Source organism: Nocardia sp. NPDC051832, from assembly GCF_040681285.1.
Taxonomy (GTDB): Bacteria; Actinomycetota; Actinomycetes; order Mycobacteriales; family Mycobacteriaceae; genus Nocardia.
The window spans coordinates 1,662,410-1,680,903 of sequence record NZ_JBFAYL010000003.1 but is presented as its reverse complement, the minus strand read 5'-3'; the positions used below and the strand labels follow the sequence as shown (position 1 = coordinate 1,680,903).

Sequence of the window (18,494 nt, the reverse complement as noted above, 5' to 3'; positions counted from 1 at the left end):
AGGCCACGATCCACATCGCGGTGATCAATCAATGGCTACGACACAGTTGATGGCGGGCCACCGGCCCGCCATCAACACTTCGAGACAGAGCCTAGCCGAGCCGATCGCCGTCGGCTAGGCGCCGATGGCGATCACCGGACGCTCGGCAGGATCCAGCCAGCGCATGACGGCGTCGAGGTCGGGAGCGGCGATCGCGACACAGCCCGCGGTGGGTTCGCCGGTGGCCACATGCAGGAAGAAGGCCGAGCCTTTGCCGGGCAGCGCGGGCCAGCGGTTGTAGTCGATGACGACGGCGCGGTCGTAGGCCGAACCGACCGCGCCGAGGCGCTCACTGGCGCGCTCGTCGAACGGGCACAACCCCGGCGGGCAAAGAAACGGCATGTTGTAGAGCAGGGAGCGGGAGTCGCCGACCCACCAATCCCAGGGCGTGACTTGGCGATACGGCAGGCGGGTGCCGTTGCTCGGACGATTGCCGAAAGCGTGACCGAGCGCCCAGACTCCGGCCGGTGTCCGCGCGACCCCTTCGCGCGCCGCACCCACACCCTCCGCACCGACGAACGCAGGGAAGGGCCCCAGCACACGAATCCAGCTGCCGCCCTGGCGATCCCACGCCTCCAGCACCGCAGTGGTCGAGGACGAGTCCGCGGCACGGACGGTGACGACCTGCCCGGCCGGACCCTCGTACGGCACGGGCAATGCCGCAGCCCGCGCTGACGGGCTCGACAACGCCACCATCGCCAGCGCGAAGCACAGCACCGACCAGAGCCGAGGGAACGCGCCATCAATGGCCATCCGGCATTTTCTCCGCTGGCTCGGGTCCACGGGCCGACCTCCCGCGTAGTTCGCGTGTTGCGGGCCAACCTTCCGCATGAGTCGCATGTCGCGAGCCGGTCGCGCGCGGCGCGGCCGATCTCCTCCTGCGGTAGTAGCGAACTTCGTCCCCTGGTAGGTGTCGCCGGTCGCGGCGGCGGGGCAGATTGGTAGCTCCGCACCGAGGGAAAGCCGCACTCATGCAACACATCTCCGCTGGACAGTTCCGCGCCGCGGGCGTCACCAGCACCCTGCTGCAATCCGGGGACACCGCTGCCACCGAGGCGGTCGTCTTCCTGCACGGGAACCCGGGCAATGCCGCGGATTGGCTCCAATTGCTCCCGCAGGTAGGCGAATTCGCCCGCGCGATCGCTTTCGACCTGCCGGGTTTCGGCGCGGCCCGCACCTATCCCGGCTTCGATCACCGCGTCGAAGGCGACTATCGCGCCTTCCTCGTCGCGGCCATCGAGGAACTGGGTCTCGAGCGCGTGCACCTGGTCGGCCACGATTTCGGTGTGCCCTGGGGCTTGGCCTGGGCAGCGGCCCGGCCCGAGCGCGTGGCCTCGCTCACCCTGATCGACGCGGGCGCGCTGCCCGGCTACCGCTGGCACGCCTACGCCCGGATCTGGCAGACGCCGGTCCTCGGCGAGCTCACCCAGGCGATGACCAACCGCCCGGGGATGCGCTGGCTGCTCCGGCGCGCCAACCCCCGGCTGCCGCGCGAGTTCATCGACCACATGTACGCGAGCTACGACCGGCACACCCGCCGGACCGTGCTCGAGCTCTATCGCGCCGCCCGGGATCCGGCCGCCATGCTGGCCGAATCGGCCTTCGCCCTCCCCCGCCACATCCCGGTTCTGATCCTCTGGGGCGCCGCCGACCCGTGGCTGCCCGCCCACTACGCCCACTCCCAATCCGAGATCTGGCCCGAGGCCGACATCCAGCTGCTGCCCGGTCTCGGGCACTGGCCCTTCGCCGACGATCCCGAAGCCGTCGCCGGGCGCCTTGTGCCTTTTCTGCGGCGGCACACCCGGGTGCCGCGGTAGCCGGAAAGTGAGTAGTGACACCTAATCCACTCGGGTAGGTGCACAGGTTCGGCGTGGCCTCGATTCGACCAGGCTGGACCCATGAACAGAACTTTCACCGGGGGAACGCGGCGGGCGACGGCGCGGGAGCGGGCGAGAAGCGTTCGGCTGCAAGCTGTTTCGGGACTGCTGACGGGGGCCTACCATGCGGCGTCGGCGCATCCGGCGCTGTGGCGGCGGATGGCGCGGACCTACCATCCGAGCCTGGCCCGCGTCGCGGCCGAGCACGCCGAGGCGGCCTGCCGGCTCGCGGCCGTGCAGGTGCCCGCCTACCGGGACTTCCTGCATCGCTCCGGCGCCGGCCGCGCCAAACGGCTCACCAGCTTCCCCGAAACCGACAAGACCACCTACGCCCGCCGCTACGACGAGGAGAGCCGCTGCCGCAAGGGCCGGCTGCATCGCCCGGGCGTGATCGTCGACGAGTCCTCGGGCTCGACCGGCACGCCGTTCAACTGGGCGCGCGGTCCGAAAGAACTGCGCACGATCTACCGCAACGCGGCGGGCTACGTACAGATGGCGTTCCCCGGCGACCGGTTGTTCGTCATCAACGCGTACTCGATGGGCGCTTGGGCGACCGGCACCACCACCGGCGCGGCGCTGGCGCGGATCGCGATGGTGAAGAATACCGGGCCGGATCTGGACAAGATCGTCGACACGCTGCGGCACTTCGGGCCGGGCTACGACTACATCGTCGCCGCCTACCCGCCGTTCCTCAAGCACCTGCGCGACCGGCTCGACGAGCTCGGATTCGACTGGGGCGCCTACCGATTGCAGGGCATGGTGGGCGGCGAGGCGCTGACCGAGGCGCTGCGCGACTACTTGGAGCAGCGGTTCGTCCGGGTGCGCTCGGGATACGGCGCCAGCGATCTGTCGATCGGCATCGGCGCGGAGACCACCTTTACGGTCTGGTTGCGCAAGCAGCTGGCCGAAGATCCCGCGCTGCGGCGGGAACTGCTGGGCGCCCATGAGCAGCGGCTGCCGATGATCTTCCACTACAACCCGCTGGAAACGTATCTGGAAGTCAACGCGCGCTCGGAACTGTTGTGCACCCTCACCTCCCGGCATTGCCTACAGCCCAAGTTGCGCTACAACATCGGCGACGAAGCCCGGGTGCACCCGCTGCCCGCGGTCTTGCGGGCGCTGCGCCGGGACCCGGTGCGCTGGGCGGAATTCCAGCGCCACCGCGGCGCGGACCGGATGAACCTGCCGCTGCTGTTCCTGTTCGGCCGCACCGACAGCACCGTCTCCTACATGGGCGCGAACCTGTATCCGCAGGACGTCGAATACGGCCTCTACCAAGGAAATCCGTATGCCGACCGGATCGCCCGGTTCTGCCTGTCCCTCGAAGAGCTGGCCGACCTGGAATCGCGCCCAGTGGTCAACCTGGAGCTGCGTGACACCGGCTTGGCGCCCGACGAGCGGCTCCGGCTGGCCGATTCCTGCCGCAGCGGGGTGCTGAACCACTTGGCGCACGTCTCCCGGGACTTCGCCGAATCGCTGCGCGAGGACCCGAGCGCCGCCGACCTGCGGGTCCGGCTGTTCGAGCCGGGCACGGGCCCGTTCGCCGCCATGACCAAACTCAAGAACTCCTATCTGGTGGAGGCGTCGTGAGAACCACCGATTTCAGCAAGGCTCCGCCGCAGGGCCAGGCCACGGCGATGTTCATCGGCGCGACGCGCTACCGTGGCCCGCGCTCGATCCTCACCCTGACCCGCACCTGGGTCCGGATGGTGCGCGACATGCGGCGCATGCGCGGATACCGCTGGCACAAGGTCTATTACGAGTTCCCGTTCACCCTGGGCACGATCGCCTTCTTCGACGATCGCGACGCCCTGCTGACCTTCGCGCGCAGTAAGCAGCACCGCAAGCTGATGGTCTGGGTGACCGACGAGACGAACAACGCCACCGGTGGTTTCATCCGGCTGTACTACGCCGATCCGGCCGGCTACAGCAACGGGATCTGGCGGGCGGAAGGCAATCGGATGGCGCACATCCCGACCTTCACGCCGCTGTCCACGGAACAGGCGGGCCCGCCGGTGGTGCGGCGATGAGTTTCGAGCGGGTCTCGGATTCCCGTGCGCTGCGGGACTTCCTGGCGCTGCCCGGGCAGCTGCACGATCACCGGTACGTGCCCACGCCGCACCAGACCATCCGGCGGTGGTATCGCGACGGCGTCGGGCTGTATCTGCTGCGGGACCGGAGCGGGCGGGCGATCGCGCGCAGCACCGTGCACACCGACGACGCGTTCGACGCGAAGCTGGGCCGCCGGTCGCAGTTGTTCGGGCTCACCGAATTCCGGCCCGGCGCCGGTGGCGCACTGTTCGACGAGATCTGTTGCGCCGCCCGCCGGAACGGCCGTGACGCGGTCTTCGGTCCGGTGTCGCTGCTGCCGAATCAGGCGGGCGGCGTCATCACCTCCGGATTCGGGGAGCGCGGCTTCCTCGACAGCGCCTGGAATCCCGAGCATTATCCGATCGAGTACGAATCCTTCGGATTCACAAGACGTTTCGAGGCCGACACCTGGCTCTGCCCGACCACGTCGGAGCCGGAGACCGTGTTCGGTTTCGACGACCGCCGCCTGGCCGCCGAGCACCTGCGCCTGCACCGCGGCGACAAGCGGCGCATCGCCACCCAATTGCCGATGCTGCGCGAAATGCTCAATGCCTCCTTCGAGCAACTCGGTTACTACACAAGCATTTCCGCCGAACAGCTGGCCGCCCAGACCGACGGACTTGCCTACCTGCTCGACGAGTCGTTGCTGCTCTACCTCACCAAGGCGGATCGGCCCGTGGCGTTCGTGCTGTGCGTCCCCGACATCTCCGAGTTCCTCGCGAAGATCGGCGGCGACCTGGGTATCCGCAACCAGCTTCGCTTGCTGGCCACCAGGTCTCGTTATCGCCGTGAGGCGGTGCTCGTCATCAAAGGCACCGTTCCGGATCAGCAGGGCCACGGCTACATGCGCTATCTCTCCCGCGAACTGCTGCGCAACCTGCGCGCGGGCGGTTACCACCAGCTACGCAGCACCTACGTCGAACACGCGAATCCCGCTTCCGCGGCGCACTATCGCGCGATGGGCGGCCGCCCGCTGCACGGCTACACCTTCTATGACAAGGAGCTGCGATGAACATCGACGCCGTGCGCGCGCTCGAACCGGCGTTCCGCCGCGCGCCCAGCGCGCACAACACCCAGCCATGGACCCTGACCTACCACGCCGACCAGGTCGAGATCGGCTGGGATGCCGACCGCGCGCTGCCCGAAAGCGACCCCGGCGCACGCGATCTCATGCTGTCGCTCGGGGCCTTCGTGGAATGCTGCCTCATCGCCTGCGCGGACGCCGGTCTCGCGATCGCCTTCGAACCAGATCCCGCGGATCAGCGGATCGGCCGCCTGGTCGCGGCTCCGCTGCGGTATGAAACCCCTTACACCAGCGCCGATCTGCTCCGCCGGACCACACACCGTGGAGCGTATCGGCTTGGGCCACTGAGCAAATCCCTGCGCGCCCGGCTCATCGGGATCGCGAACGCCGCGGGCGCCGAACTCCGCTTCCTGTCCTGCGACAGCGCCGATCCCCTGGTACGGCAAGCTGATCAGCACTTGTTCAGCACTGCGCCCGTGGTCCGCGAACTGCGGCACTGGCTGCGCCTGACGCCCCGGCACCCGCGCTACCGCCAGGACGGCCTCACCGCCGCGGCGCTGGGCCTCACCCGGTTCGAATCACGGGGCTTGCGGGTCGCCCTGGCCTGCTATCCAGCACTGCGCCCGCTCGGCCTGCCCCGGCTGCTGGCCGCGCAAACCCGATTCGACACCGGCGGTGAGCTTTTCGTCCTCGTCGCCGACCCGGCCGACCCGCTCGAAGCCGGCCGGGCGCTGCTGCGGATCTGGCTGGAACTGTCGCGCCACGGGCACACCACCCATCCGCTGAGCCAGCTCCTCGACTGTCCCGCCACCCGCGCTACCCTGAGCGACCTAGTCGGCGTCGCGGACCCGGACAGCGTGCTGCACATTGCCCGAGCCGGGCGGCCCGCCACGCTCCCCGCACCGTCGTTCCGGCTGCCCACCGGGGGTTTCCCACCGAACTAAAGTTAGGCTAACCTACCGCCGTGAGAGTTAGCCTAAACCAAACGGCAGGCCGCGTGCGCGCCGCCATCGCCCTGTTCGTCCTCGCGCTCGTCGCCGTGGTCGCCGGGTGCAGCAGTTCCAGCTCGGACGAGGCAGCGGCGTCCGGCACTCGCGAGGTGCAGACCGACCGCGGCGCGATCACCGTGCCCGCCGAACCTCAGCGCATCGCCGTCGTCAACGGCTCGCTCGCCGGATACCTCTTCGACCTGGGCGCGAAGGTGAAGACCGCCGACCCGCGCCTGCTCGGCGTCGCCTCCGGCGAGTTCCCCGCGGCCTGGGCCGAGGATGCCAAGCGGCAGGGCACCACCCAGCTACCCTCCGGCGACGACATCAACCTGGAGTTCATCGCCGCCCAGCAGCCGGACCTGATCATCGGCGGCGGCCAGGGCTACCCGGGCCAGCAGTCCATCAACGCCTACGACAAGTTGAGCGCGATCGCGCCGACCGTGCTGGTGCCGTCCAACCTGACCAGCTGGCAGGACCAGCTGAAGGCCGTCGCCAACATCGTGAACCGGGCCGACAAGGTGGATGCCCTGATCAGCGCCTACAACGCCAAGGTCGCCGAGGTCAAGGCCGCGATCAAGGTGCCGCAGGGCACGGTGTCGGTCTTCCAGTCGCGCAAGGACAACAAGCCCTCGGTGATCGCGCCCGGCACCCCGCTGGCCGCGCTGCTGACCGAGGTCGGCTTCACCATCGACGACAAGGTCGAGAACAAGGCCGGCAACCCGTCCCGGCCCGCGGCCGCGGACTGGGTCGCGTTCAGCCCGGAACTGATCTCCGTCGTCGTCGACGCTCCCGCGCTGTTCGTCGTGCAGCTGGAGGGCGGTCGCACCGTCACCCAGCTGAAGGACGACACGATTCTGGCCGCCCTCCCGGCCTTCAAGGCGGGCCAGGTCTACGAGTTGCCTGCGACCAGTCAGCGTCCCGACTACCGCCACTCCATGGCGACCCTGGACCTGATCGCGAAGCGGTTCAAGTAAGTAGTGGCACCATGGATGGCGGTGTTCCACGATCTGCTTCCGCTAACTCAGGAGGAACAAGATCCATGGCAACAATCCAGAGCTTCCGCCGTCCGGCCCTATTCCTGACCCTCTTCGCGGCGACGGGGGCGGCCGTCATCACCACCGCCGCCCCCGCTCTCGCCGATAACAGCATCAACGCCACCGCCCTCGGCCAGGCCAATATCGCGGTCGATTACAGCTGTGACGCCGCGGCCGGCGTGACCGCCGTCAAGGCGATGGTCGGCGCGCCCGACGCCGAACGCCCCTCCGCCACGGGCGTCCAGGGCGGGCTCACCTGCGATGGAAATCGTCACAACACTGTGGTGCTGCTGAACGGGGCGCAGCTTTCGCCCGGACAGCAGGTGCAGGTGCGTATCGCGCTCGTCGACAGCGCGGACAACGTCATCACCGGCCAGGCCAAAGTGGCCAGCCTCTAGCGCTCAGCTGCGCCGATATTGCCGATGTCTTCAGACCGATACGGCCGCTTCCGCTGGGAGGTGCAAGACCGTATCGGCGAGGCGGTCGATCACTCTGTCCTGATGGCTGATCACGATGAGCGCCAAACCTTTTCGGCGGAGGCCGTCGAGCAGGTCCAGCACCATGTCCTGGGTTGCCGGGTCGAGGGCGGAGGTGATCTCGTCGCAGATCAGGATGCGGGGTTCGGCGGCGAGGGCGCGGGCGATGGCAGCCCGCTGTTGCTGGCCGCCGGACAATCGGCCGGGACGCCGTGCCGCCAATTCGGGGTCCAAGCCCACCCCAGCCAGGAGCTCCCGGGTCTGTTGGTCGACAGCCTTGCTGGTCATGCCGTGCAGCAGGCGCAGTGGCCGGGCGATCTGGCTACCGATCCGATAGGACGGGTTGAGCGAGGTCGCCGGGTTCTGGAAAATCAGCTGCACCGCACGGCGATGCTCCAGTGGCCGCCGATCGACTCGGGAATGCATTGGCGTGCCGTCCAATTCGACGACTCCGGCCGCCGGGACATGCAGACCGGACAGGGCGCGAGCCACTGTGGTTTTGCCCGCGCCGGATCTGCCGGTGAGGGCGAGACATTCGCCGGGCCGCAACGTGAACGACAGTCCCTCCACGACCGGCCGCCCTCTGCGCCCATGTGCCAGCGTGAGGCGCTCGACCCGAAACAGTTGCCGCTCGGCCCGAACTATTGACGGCTCGGTCCGGAGTATCGGCGGCTCGGTCTGAAGCATCGACGGCTCGGCCACTTCGGGGCGTGGTTCCCGGAACTCGGTTGCCGCACCGGGTGTTTCGGGCGTGCCCAGGGCTGACACCCTGCCTTGATCCAAGGTGAGCACATGGTCGACCAGCGATTCCACCGTCGCCAGGTCGTGGGTGATCACGAGCAGCGTGGTCGAGGTGTCACGCCGGATCCGGCGGAGCGTCGCCACCAGGTGAACTCGGGTGCGCGCATCCAATCCGGTGGTCGGCTCGTCGAGCACCAGCAGGGCCGGGTCGCCGAGTAGCGCCAGCGCCAGGAGGACGCGCTGTTGCTGGCCACCGGACAGCTCGTGCGGAAACCTGCGCTGGAACTGGGCATCGCTGGGCAGGTCAACTCGCTGCAAGGTCGCCGCGATGTCGTCGACAGTGCCGTGGAGCCTGGCGATTTCGCGCAAGGCGGTGCCGATGCGCAGCGCCGGGTTGAGTCCGGTCGCGGGGTCCTGCGGGACATAGCCGACGGTGCGGCGGCTGACGCCTTTGCCGATGCGCACCGAACCCGCGGCGGACAGGCCGTGCGGCAGCGCGCCCAGCACCGCCAACGCGAAGGTCGTCTTACCTGCTCCGGACGGGCCGACTACCGCGACACTCTCACCTTGCGGCAGATGCAGCGAAATATCTTCCAGGACAATGGTTCCGGCCTGATCCCGGACCGTGAGTCCCGCCACGGACAGCCCCGACTCCGCATCGGAGAAGTCCACCGGCCGATGCTTCGTCTCGCGGTGATCGGCGCCGAAGGCCCGGTCGGTAACCATATTGACCGAGACCACCAGCACCATGATCAACAGCGCCGGGGCGAGCACCGACCACGGTTGCAGACCGAATCCGGGCCGGTTCTCGGTGATCATCAACGCCCAGTCGGGTGCGGGCGGGCGCAGCCCCAGCCCGAGGAATCCGCTCACCGCGACCAGCGAAATCGTCGCGGACATCCGCACGCCCGCATCGGCGAGCACCACGCCCCGCAGGTTCGGCAGCACCTCGACCAGCGCCAGCCGCCACAGCGGTTCGCCTCGGGCACGGGCTGATTCGACATAGCCGGTCGAGGCGAGTTCGAGCACACAGGTGCGCACGATGCGAATGATCCAGGGCACCGACGCCAGTGCCGCGGTCACGACGATCGCGGCGGGCCCCGCGCCCATCGCGGTGGCGATCACCGCGAGCAGCAGGAACCACGGCACCACCGTGATCGCGTCGACCGGACGCATGATCCAGTGGTCCCACCCACGGCGCAATCCGGCGATCAGGCCCAGCCCCAGCCCCAGCGCGTACGCGACGACCAGCGCCACCCCGGCGATCGACAGCAGCGGCAGCCCGCCGTGCAGCACCCGCGACGCCACATCCCGTCCGACCACATCGGTGCCGAGGAGATGCCGGGCCGAGGGCGGCTGGAACGGCGGCGCCGTCGCCGCGGTCGGCGAATAGGGCGCGAGGATCGGGCCCGAGACCACCAGGAGCAGCAGTGCGACGGTGATCATCAACCAGACGGATCGGATCTTGCCGCGGCCCCTCATATCCGGTCCCCCACCGCTACCTGCCGCGCCCGCGGACTCACCAGCAGGGTGAGCAGATCGGCGAGCAGATAGACCACGATCCCCACCGCCGCCAGCAGCACGGCGGCCGACTGCACGAACGGAAAGTCGCGAGCCTCGATGGCCCGCAACAACTCCTGCGACAAGCCCGGATAGGAGAACAGCGTCTCCACGACCGCGACCCCGCCGATCAATCCGACCACCGAGCCCGCGAGCGGGTGAATCGACGCCGACACCGCATTGGGGGCGACATGGCGCAGCATCAGTCGCGGGCCGCCGATCCCGTTGAGCCGCACCGTCTTGATGTACGGACTGGCCATGACCTCGGCGGTCTGCGCCCGCACCATCCGCACCGGATGCGGCGCCAGCCCGATCAGCAGGCACGCCACCGGCAGCACCAGGATCTCCGGACGGCCCCACACACTCGCGCCGGTCGGCAGCAGTGAGACCGCGGGCAGCAGATGCAGCGACAGCGACACTGTCGCAACCAGCAGTACACCGAAGACGAAGGAGGGCACCGATTCCGCGGCGAGCGCGCCCACACTGATGACCCGGTCGGTCCGGGAGCCGGCGCGTGCGCCCGCCAGCAGACCGAGCACGAGCGACGCCGGGATCAAGAGTGCGGCGGTGATCAGCGCGAGCGCAACGCTATTGGTGGCGCGCCCGAGCAGCACATCTGCGACCGGGCGGCCCGAGATCAGCGAGTTCCCGAAATCGCCCTGCCCGAAGGCGATCAGCCAGTCCGCGAAACGCACCGGCGCGGGCCGGTCCAGGCCCAGTTCGGTGCGCAGCGCCGCCAGCTGCTCCGGGGTGGGATCGCCGCCGCCCGCGCGCGACAGGATGACCGTCGCCGCATCGGAATCCAGCGCCTCGAACAACACGAAAACGACCAGCGCGACGGCGAACAGCACTCCGATGCCGCCGCCGACGCGCCGCACGACATAGGCGATCACGACCGGCGGATCACTGCTCGGCGAGCCAGGTGGTCGCGTAATTCGCCCAGTCGTCGGTGCCGGGCACGCCGTTGCGCACGCCGCCCACATGATTCTTCGCCGCATCGGGTCGCTTGGCGAAGCTGTGCAGGATGTAGCCGCCCTCGTTCCAGAGTTCTTCCTGCAGTTGCCGATACAGCTCGGTGCGGCGCCGCGGATCCATGGCGGCGCGGGCCTGAGCGAAGGTGGCGTCCCAGCCGGGCCGCCGCCAGCCGGTGCCGTTGCTGGGTGACGCGCTGGTCATCGTCTGGCCGTAGAAGTAGTCGAGACTGTAGTTCCACCAGCCGATGTGGGACAGCGCCGCCTTGCCGCTGACCTGAGAGAAGTAGGTGTCGGCCGGGACCGATTCCAGCTTGATGGTGATACCGGCGGCCTTGGCGTGCTCGGCGTACAAGGTGGCCGCCTCGAGCATGCCCGGCATACCGTCGGCCGTGGGCAGCGTCACCGTCAGGTTCTCTTTGCCGGCCTCGCGCAACAGTTCCCGCGCCCGCTGCGGATCGTAGGACCGCTGCGGCAGGGTGTCGTGATAGAACGGCGCGCCCTTGCCGTAGATGTCGTTGCCGACCTCGGCGTAGCCGTAATACACCGAGTCGACCATGGCCTGCCGATCCACCGCCAGCCGCATCGCCTGCCGCACCCGCGGATCATCGAAAGGCGCGGTGTCCACCCGCATCTGGAACGCGCCCATCAAACCGGCGGGCGGAACCACCACGGTGGTGTTCGGATCGCTCGACAGCGTGCGCGCCTGCAAGTACGAGATCTCGTGCGCGACATCGGCTTCCCCGGACAGGAAGGCGTTCATCCGGGCTTCGGTCTCGGCGATCTGGATGATCTCGACCTCATCCAGCAGCACCGCCCCGTCCCAGTACCGCTCGTTGCGCCGCAACAGGGTTCGGTCGCCGGGTGACCAGCGCGCCAGCGCGAACGGTCCGGTGCCCACCGGCAGCGCCGAGCCGTCGATGACGCCGGTGCCGTCCTTGACGATGTAGCAGTACCAGCCCGCCAGCACCGAACCGAAGTCCGCCAGCGGTGATTTCATCGACACCACCACGCCGAGGTCGCCGTCGGCGCGGGTGCGCGACATGTCGACCACCGAGAGATCTCCGGAGGACTTCTTGGCCGGATCGAGCATCCGCTGGAAGCTCCACAGCACATCGCGCGCGGTCAGCGGGGTGCCGTCACTGAACACCACGCCCGGGCGCAGGTTGATGCGCCACTCGCTGCCGTCGGCGTTCGGCTCCAGCGACCGGGCCAGCCGGTACCGCAACGTCAGGTCGTTGTTGTAGGCAACCAGCTTGTCCCACACGTTCTTGGACACGGCGCCGCCGGCCGAACTGCCGGCCTGATGCGGGTCCAGGACGTCCGCGCTCGCCGACCGTCCGGCGATCACCGAGCGCAAGCGCCCGCCCGTCCGCGGTGGACCCAGCGGCGCACCCGCCGGTCCGCTTTCGGAGCCGCAGCCCGTCATCATTCCGCCCAGCACGACAGCGCCGAACGCTCCCGCACTGCCCAGCAGGAACTTCCGGCGGCCGAGACCAGGCCGATCCGATGTGTAGTTGTTCATTGCCATCCTCGTGGGTGGATCCCGATACCTCCGGCGCAGGTATCCTGGCTCCCGGATCGACACACCTCCGCCGGCCTTCCAACCTGGGCAGGTCGTGACCATGAATCGGCGGATTGCTCCCCGGTGACAGTTGCGGGACAGCCCCGGATTCGCACCGGTGTTCCCTACGCCGGGTACCGACCCTACAGCGGCCGAACCGCCGCACCGGCAACGAGGATGCGATGAGCCCGATTGCCACCAGGTCCGCGCGGCAACGTCACAAATTCTCCACGGGTGCCGACTTAGATCAAAAGCATTGTCCGCACCCGGATCCATGATCAAACAGAGAGCACCGATGTCCGACTCTTCGCCCGACTCCGCTGATAGTTCGGCCTCGGCGCCGCCACTTCGCCCCAAGCGCAAACGCCCACCGGTCCTGCCGATTCAACGCCTCGCACCCCGGGCGGCGGCAGCCGAGAGCCTCGAGGCAGCGGATCCCGCTGCGGCAGAACCAGAACCGAGCCCGCTCGACCAGCTGGATACAGAGAGTTCAGCTACGCCAAGCTCGCCTGCGCCCGCAGCGGATGGCGGCTCGGAGGTGGCGCAGACGCCGGAACCCAACACCGACGGCGACAGGGCAGCGACATCCGCCGAGACCCCGCCTTCGCCCTGGAGCGTCCCGTCGCCGATCGTAGGCATCGCCGCAGCGCCCGTCGGCGGCCCGTTCCAGCCGAAGCGCACTAACCCGGTAATACGACCGCCACAGCGCCTCCCACCGAAGTCGGTGCGTGTGCCCATGCCACGTGGTGCGCTCCTGGCGATCGTGCTCGCGGGCATCGCGGCCGCGGTGCTCGTCCCGCTCGATCGGCCGGGGCTCGGCTGGGTTCTGGCCGGTGTGGCAGGCATCGGCGCGGTGTACACCGTCGACCGCATGGCCCGTCGCGCGCCCGCCGAGGCACCGGATGAATCCCCGAGTGCGACAGCGGAAGACACATCGCCGGGCGAGAAGTCGCCGCGGCGCTGGCCAGGTGTGGCGTGGTGGACAGCGATCACGGTGGGACTCCTGGCCGTCGGCGCGGTGCGCGCGGCGGAGTGGTTGTTCGTGCTGTGCGCGCTGGGTGCGGCGGTGACCGTATCGCTGGCTGTGGTGCGGCGGTCCGCGAATGGGCTGATGTACGACCTGATCGCGGTCCCGGTGTCGGCGTTCGAGTCGATGCCGTGGCTGTACCACGGGATCCAGCGGCTGCCGGCGCGCAAGTCCTCCGCGGCGCAGCGGGTGGGATGGTCGGCGCTGGTGACCGTCGTGTTGCTGGCGGTGTTCATTCCGTTGCTGGCCGGGGCGGACGCGGTGTTCGCGCGACTCATCGACAGCGTGACACCGCAGTTCGACGGCGCTACGGGGGCGCGCTGGGTGTTCGTCGGCACCGTCGCGGCGCTCGCTGTCGCCGGTGCGCTGTACCTCTTGGCCGCCCCGCCGCTCCCGGCCGGAGAATCGCATTCCGTTGCCGCGCGGATCATTCGGCGGCGCTGGTCGCGGCTGGAGTGGGCGTTGCCGCTCGGCGCGCTGACGGTGTTGTTCACGGTCTTCGTAGCCACTCAGCTGGCGGTGCTCTTCGGCGGGAACGGGTATGTGCAGCGCACGTCCGGGTTGACCTACGCGGAATACGCGCGCAGCGGGTTCTGGCAGCTGTCCATCGTCAGCATGCTCACTCTCGCCGTCATCGCGGCCGTACAGACTTGGGCCGCACAGGAATCCGCGGCCGCACGGCGCTGGCTGCGAATCCTGATCTCGGCGGTCAGCGTGCTCACCCTGGTGATCGTCGCCTCCGCACTGCACCGCATGTGGACTTATCAACAGGCGTACGGATTCACCGTATTGCGTTTGCTGGTAGAGGTTTTCGAGCTCTGGGTCGGATTCGTCTACCTGCTGGTACTGGCCAGCCTGGTGCGGTTGCGCCGCCACTGGGTGCCGCGCGCCGCGGTCGGCGCGGCCGCCTCGACCCTGTTGCTTCTGGCGTGCGTAAACCCGGAAGGCCTTATCGCCGAACAGAATATCGAGCGCTGGCTGTCCGGCAAGACCGTCGAGACAACCGGTGGCCGCGAGGTGAAAACGGACCTCGATCTCGACTATCTGAGCAGCCTGTCCCCCGACGCACTGTCCGCCCTCGAGCGCATGCCCGAACCCCGGCGCAGCCAGATCGCCGCCGCGATTCGCGCCGACCTCGAATCGGACTCCTGGCAGGGCTGGAACTGGTCGAGATTCGCTAGCAGGTAGCTAGCGGAGACATCGTACAGGGATCTCCAGAATTCGCCTCCGGGAACGCCAGGCGCGTTGCGGCATCGAATTCAGTGCGCCCCAGAAAATCTGGGATCGCAGTGAAGGAGGTTAAGCGTGAGTGATCCGCACTGGTTGGCCGACGTACTACGCGCCGCAGGCCTGCGAGTGGTCGAGCACGACGGGTGGCGCGACCGCGGGCACGGGGATTTCGGTGATATCCGGGGCGTGCTGTGCCATCACACCGGTGGTGGCGGCGAGAACGACTGGCGCATCGTCCAGTACGGGCGGCCCGACCTCGACGGACCGTTGGCGCAGCTGGTGCTGGAACGGGACGGCACTTATCGGGTGATCGCCGTCGGCGTGTGCTGGCATGCCGGACGCGGCTCACATCCCGGCTGGCCCACCGACAATGCCAACTTCCATGTGATCGGCATCGAGGCGGTGTCCCGCGGCGACGGAAGCGACTGGACCGCGGCGCAACTCGACGCCTACAAGCGTGGCTGCGCCGCGATCCTGCGGCACCTCGGGCGCGACGCCGGCGACTGCGTCGCGCACTGGGAGTACAGCAGCGAAGGCAAGATCGACCCGTTCGGCATCGACATGGCCGCGTTTCGTCTCGACGTGCAAGCACTCATCGACGGCAAACCCATCCCAGGAGGCAAGACCATGCCCGCGCTCGAGGAAACCTTCGTCAACTTCCGCGGCGAGACCGTCACCCTCGGCACCGCGATCCGCTACATCGACGAGTACGTCAACGATCTGCGCGAGCAGATCGGCGGTCCGATCCCCCTGAAAGGCTGGCCGCAGCTGGGCGATCGGACCCTCGTCGACGCCGTCGCCGCGATCGGCGCGGAACTGGGCGTCGACGGTTTCACCGACCTCACGAAGGTGCAGCGGTGACCTGACCGGGCAGCGGCCGCTCGATCTGCTCGCGCAGGATATCGCCGTGACCGGCGTGCCTGGCGAACTCCTGGATCATGGCGAGCAATGTCCATCGCATGCTGACGGTCCCCTCGCGGGGATTGTGCTTGGTGTCGTCGAGGTCGAAGCGGGACGCGATCACCCGTGATCGCTGACTCGCCCGCTCGAACTCGGCGATGACCTCGCCCAGGGACTCGTCGGCGCCGACGGCGAAGGTGCCCTCGTCGCGAGCCGAGTACCCATCGCATTCGGATTCCTCGAGGTCCGCCCAAAACCGCTGGAACCAGATACGTTCCGCCGCGGCGGCATGCTTGAGCAAGCTGATCGGCGAGGTCAGCGACGAGACGAGACGCCGGCGCGCGTCGGCCTCGGACAGACCGCGCACCGTCTCGATCAGCGCCGCACGGTTGCGATCGAGCATGTCCTCGAGGATCGCCCGCTCGGCGCCCTCGGTAATCGGGTTGTTACTCATAGGCTTTCACTCCATTCACGATGCGGCGGCGATCGATCTCGGAAGGTGGACGAAATGTCCGGTGCCCGGCAAACCGGGAGAAGGGGAATTCGATCCGCTCGTCGCACAAATTGCGAACGGAGCGTGGCTGACCGACGTCAACACGCAGCCAGCCTGTCAGAAGGCACTGCCGCCGAAGTCAGCTTACAGCCGGGATGAGTGGCTGGGCGATCCGCGCGTGGTCTAGGTTCTTTGCACCAGCACCGAAGGAGTTGCAGATGTCGGATCGGGAAGAACTCACCTGGGAGCTGTTCGGCTCCGCGAGCCGGGCGCTTGCCGAGGAGATCGCCGACGACGGGTTCGAGCCGGACCTCATCCTGTCCATCGCCCGAGGTGGGCTGTTCGTCGCGGGGGCGCTCGGGTACGCGCTCGACGTCAAGAACCTGCACGTCATGAATGTGGAGTTCTATACCGGCGTCGACCAGCGTCTCGACCTGCCCGTCATGCTGCCGCCCGTCCCGCAGGCGGTCGATCTCGCCGGAGCGCGGGTGCTGGTCGCCGATGACGTCGCCGACACCGGCGCGACGCTGAAACTGGTGCGCGATTTCTGCGCCGACAAGGTCGCCGAGGTGCGCTGCGCGGTGATCTATCAGAAGCCGCACTCCGAGGTCGACTGCGAATACGTGTGGAAGCGCACCGACCGCTGGATCAACTTCCCCTGGTCGGTGCTGCCGCCCGTCGTCACCCGCGAGGCGCAGGTTCTCGACGCGTAGCGGCGATTAGCTCACTCCCAAGCGAAGCGGGGCTGGTCCATGTGGTCGACGCGGGTGGGGCGGCCGCGGAGGGCCACCTCACGGAATTGGTACAGGATCGCGGCGGTCGGGGCGTGCAGGTGGCCGCCCAGCAGCGGGAGTTGAATGGCGAGGCGGTCGGACCCGGGCACGGCGACGAAAAGCGGGTCGACGTCCAGGTCGGGGATCGGAATCCAGTGCACCACAGCCACTTCAGCGGGGTTCGGGGTCGGCGCCGGCGCGTCGCCGATCCACGCCACCACCGGGGTTATCACATAGCCGGAGCGGGTCGGGTAGTCGTCGAGCAGCCCGAGCACCGTCGAGCGGGGCGCGGTGATGCCCAGCTCCTCTTCCAGTTCCCGCAAGGCCGCCGCTTCCGCGTCCTCCCCCGGATCCAGTTTGCCGCCCGGCAAGGCCAACTGCCCCGCATGGGCGCGCAGTCCCGGCGACCGCTCGGTCAGCCAAATACCCTGTTCCCCCGCGCGATCGGCAATCGCGATCAGCACTGCCGCCGCCTTACGGCCACTGGGATCGGCGGTGCGCCGCGAGAACCTGCCCAACCCTTCGGCCACTTCGCTCCGCAGCTGGTCAGCGGGCGCATCACGCCAGCGGTATCCGCTGCTGTCCTCCTCGACCGGCATCAGCTGAACCTAATTCGCGCCGCCGGCACACGTCAACGTTCGGTTCCTGCGGCAAGCGGAGCAGCCGGCATCGGTCAGAAATCGAGGTTCGTAGGCGGAATGAGCCCCCGCTTGATCGCCTCGGACCGGAACTTCCGCACCTGCTCATGCCCCTCGGTGACAGAACCCGGGTCCCCGGTCCGGATGTACTCCTGCAACTTCCGCCGCCAGAACGCGAGATGCTGAAGCAACTCGGGGTCCGTCTGGGTCTCGAGTGGTCCCATATGGATGGCCATGACCTGCATCATCCGACCGGACCCCGCCCCAGTCCCGCATTTCGGTCGGCATGGTGATTCGCCCCGCAGACCTGCTACGCGATCGTTTACGCAGGGAGGTGGTTGGCGGAGTTCGGGACTGGGATTGCGAATTGCCAGGGGCCCGGGAGGGCGGGGCGGGCAGCGGCTTGGGTGTGTAGGTGGAGGTAGTCCTCGCGAAGGAGGTCGATGGCGCCGAGGGAGGTGAGGTGGCTGGAGGTGACCTGGCAGTCGATGAGGGCGAAATCCCAGGCCGCGAGTTGGGCGCACAGCCAATACAGCGCGACCTTGGAGGTGTCGCGGGCGTGGGAGAACATGGACTCGCCGGCGAAAGAGCGGCCGGACGCGACGCCGTAGAGGCCGCCGACAAGGTCGCCGTCGCGCCATATCTCGACGGAGTGGGCGTGGCCGAGGTGATGGAGTTCCTGGTAGGCGGACAGCATGTCGGAACCGATCCAGGTGCCGGTTTCGTTGGCGCGTGGCCCGGCGCAATTCGAGATCACCTCGGCGAAGGCGCGATCCATGGTCACCGCGTAGTCGGCGGTGCTGACCGATCGGCGGTAGGACTTGGTTACCCGTAGCTCGGTCGGGACCAGGATGCTGCGCGGGTCAGGGCAGTACCACTGGATTATTTCGCCGGGGTTGTACCAGGGGAAGATGCCCGCGGCATAGGCGTCCAACAGTCGCGGTACCGACAGGTCCCCGCCGAGGGCGACCAGTCCGGCGGGATCCGCCAGTTCGACAGCGGGGAAGGGCTGGTCTGGATCGTCCAGAAACATCCGCTTCAGGTCGGCAGCGTCGGTCACCAGACCG

At 68.4% G+C, this 18,494-nt stretch carries 18 protein-coding genes and 1 riboswitch; of the genes, 10 read left to right on the top strand and 8 right to left on the bottom strand.

The genetic code is table 11. The annotated features are described in order from the left end of the window. Nucleotides 1–114: 114 nt before the first annotated feature. Complete coding sequence (locus tag AB0M14_RS25525) at nucleotides 115–792, bottom strand: L,D-transpeptidase family protein (RefSeq protein WP_364998913.1); 678 nt, start codon at nucleotides 790–792, stop codon at nucleotides 115–117. A gap of 218 nt (nucleotides 793–1,010) precedes the next feature. Here AB0M14_RS25525 and AB0M14_RS25520 point away from each other — a divergent pair, with 218 nt between their 5' ends. The 7 genes from AB0M14_RS25520 (at nucleotide 1,011) to AB0M14_RS25490 (ending at nucleotide 7,452) form a co-directional block, all read left to right on the top strand. Further along, nucleotides 1,011–1,856 carry an alpha/beta hydrolase gene (locus AB0M14_RS25520; RefSeq protein WP_364998911.1) on the top strand — a complete coding sequence of 282 codons (846 nt, stop codon included), beginning with the start codon at nucleotides 1,011–1,013 and terminating at the stop codon, nucleotides 1,854–1,856. Nucleotides 1,857–1,937: 81 nt separating this feature from the next. Continuing rightward, a complete protein-coding gene (locus tag AB0M14_RS25515; RefSeq protein WP_364998909.1) occupies nucleotides 1,938–3,506 on the top strand; it encodes a hypothetical protein in 1,569 nt (522 codons plus the stop codon). Further along, entirely contained in the window at nucleotides 3,503–3,946 is a 444-nt protein-coding gene (locus AB0M14_RS25510; RefSeq protein ID WP_364998907.1) for a hypothetical protein, read from the top strand. Before AB0M14_RS25515 ends, AB0M14_RS25510 begins: the two co-directional genes overlap by 4 nt. Then, nucleotides 3,943–5,019: a hypothetical protein gene (locus AB0M14_RS25505; protein ID WP_364998905.1), complete on the top strand. Its 1,077-nt coding sequence runs from the start codon at nucleotides 3,943–3,945 to the stop codon at nucleotides 5,017–5,019. Before AB0M14_RS25510 ends, AB0M14_RS25505 begins: the two co-directional genes overlap by 4 nt. Then, nucleotides 5,016–5,975 carry a hypothetical protein gene (locus tag AB0M14_RS25500; RefSeq protein ID WP_364998903.1) on the top strand — a complete coding sequence of 320 codons (960 nt, stop codon included), beginning with the start codon at nucleotides 5,016–5,018 and terminating at the stop codon, nucleotides 5,973–5,975. The genes AB0M14_RS25505 and AB0M14_RS25500 overlap by 4 nt, the downstream gene beginning before the upstream one ends. A gap of 20 nt (nucleotides 5,976–5,995) precedes the next feature. Next, the gene (locus AB0M14_RS25495) at nucleotides 5,996–6,994 is read left to right on the top strand and encodes an ABC transporter substrate-binding protein (protein ID WP_364998902.1); all 999 of its coding nucleotides are present in this window, start codon (nucleotides 5,996–5,998) and stop codon (nucleotides 6,992–6,994) included. A gap of 65 nt (nucleotides 6,995–7,059) precedes the next feature. Continuing rightward, nucleotides 7,060–7,452, top strand: coding sequence for a hypothetical protein (locus AB0M14_RS25490; RefSeq protein WP_364998901.1), 393 nt, complete (start codon nucleotides 7,060–7,062; stop codon nucleotides 7,450–7,452). 30 nt (nucleotides 7,453–7,482) lie between these two features. Here AB0M14_RS25490 and AB0M14_RS25485 read toward each other — a convergent pair whose 3' ends face one another. The 3 genes from AB0M14_RS25485 to AB0M14_RS25475 are packed head-to-tail and all read right to left on the bottom strand — an operon-like array spanning nucleotide 7,483 to nucleotide 12,327. After that, nucleotides 7,483–9,717: an ATP-binding cassette domain-containing protein gene (locus tag AB0M14_RS25485; protein WP_364998900.1), complete on the bottom strand. Its 2,235-nt coding sequence runs from the start codon at nucleotides 9,715–9,717 to the stop codon at nucleotides 7,483–7,485. Nucleotides 9,718–9,749: 32 nt separating this feature from the next. Further along, a complete protein-coding gene (locus AB0M14_RS25480) occupies nucleotides 9,750–10,724 on the bottom strand; it encodes an ABC transporter permease (protein ID WP_364998898.1) in 975 nt (324 codons plus the stop codon). Between the two features lie 10 nt (nucleotides 10,725–10,734). Beyond that, the gene (locus AB0M14_RS25475; protein WP_364998896.1) at nucleotides 10,735–12,327 is read right to left on the bottom strand and encodes an ABC transporter substrate-binding protein; all 1,593 of its coding nucleotides are present in this window, start codon (nucleotides 12,325–12,327) and stop codon (nucleotides 10,735–10,737) included. 16 nt (nucleotides 12,328–12,343) lie between these two features. Continuing rightward, a riboswitch (cobalamin riboswitch) is annotated at nucleotides 12,344–12,532 on the bottom strand. 570 nt (nucleotides 12,533–13,102) lie between these two features. Between AB0M14_RS25475 and AB0M14_RS25470 the strand changes: the two genes are divergently transcribed. Then, complete coding sequence (locus tag AB0M14_RS25470; protein WP_364998894.1) at nucleotides 13,103–14,581, top strand: DUF4173 domain-containing protein; 1,479 nt, start codon at nucleotides 13,103–13,105, stop codon at nucleotides 14,579–14,581. A 117-nt stretch (nucleotides 14,582–14,698) separates the two neighbouring features. Next, nucleotides 14,699–15,484 (top strand): N-acetylmuramoyl-L-alanine amidase, encoded by a 786-nt coding sequence (locus AB0M14_RS25465; RefSeq protein WP_364998892.1) that lies wholly within the window; start codon nucleotides 14,699–14,701, stop codon nucleotides 15,482–15,484. On the opposite strand, the gene AB0M14_RS25460 is transcribed toward AB0M14_RS25465, so the two are convergent. Further along, nucleotides 15,465–15,977 (bottom strand): DinB family protein, encoded by a 513-nt coding sequence (locus tag AB0M14_RS25460; protein ID WP_364998891.1) that lies wholly within the window; start codon nucleotides 15,975–15,977, stop codon nucleotides 15,465–15,467. The genes AB0M14_RS25465 and AB0M14_RS25460 overlap by 20 nt on opposite strands. Before the next feature lie 257 nt (nucleotides 15,978–16,234). Here AB0M14_RS25460 and AB0M14_RS25455 point away from each other — a divergent pair, with 257 nt between their 5' ends. After that, a complete protein-coding gene (locus AB0M14_RS25455) occupies nucleotides 16,235–16,729 on the top strand; it encodes a phosphoribosyltransferase (RefSeq protein ID WP_364998890.1) in 495 nt (164 codons plus the stop codon). An 11-nt stretch (nucleotides 16,730–16,740) separates the two neighbouring features. Here AB0M14_RS25455 and AB0M14_RS25450 read toward each other — a convergent pair whose 3' ends face one another. The 3 genes from AB0M14_RS25450 to aat form a co-directional block, all read right to left on the bottom strand. Beyond that, nucleotides 16,741–17,388: a CoA pyrophosphatase gene (locus AB0M14_RS25450; RefSeq protein ID WP_364998889.1), complete on the bottom strand. Its 648-nt coding sequence runs from the start codon at nucleotides 17,386–17,388 to the stop codon at nucleotides 16,741–16,743. 74 nt (nucleotides 17,389–17,462) lie between these two features. Further along, nucleotides 17,463–17,663, bottom strand: a complete 201-nt coding sequence (locus AB0M14_RS25445; protein WP_364998887.1) for a hypothetical protein — start codon at nucleotides 17,661–17,663, stop codon at nucleotides 17,463–17,465. Between the two features lie 86 nt (nucleotides 17,664–17,749). After that, nucleotides 17,750–18,487, bottom strand: coding sequence for a leucyl/phenylalanyl-tRNA--protein transferase (gene aat / locus AB0M14_RS25440; protein ID WP_364998885.1), 738 nt, complete (start codon nucleotides 18,485–18,487; stop codon nucleotides 17,750–17,752). Nucleotides 18,488–18,494 lie beyond the last annotated feature (7 nt).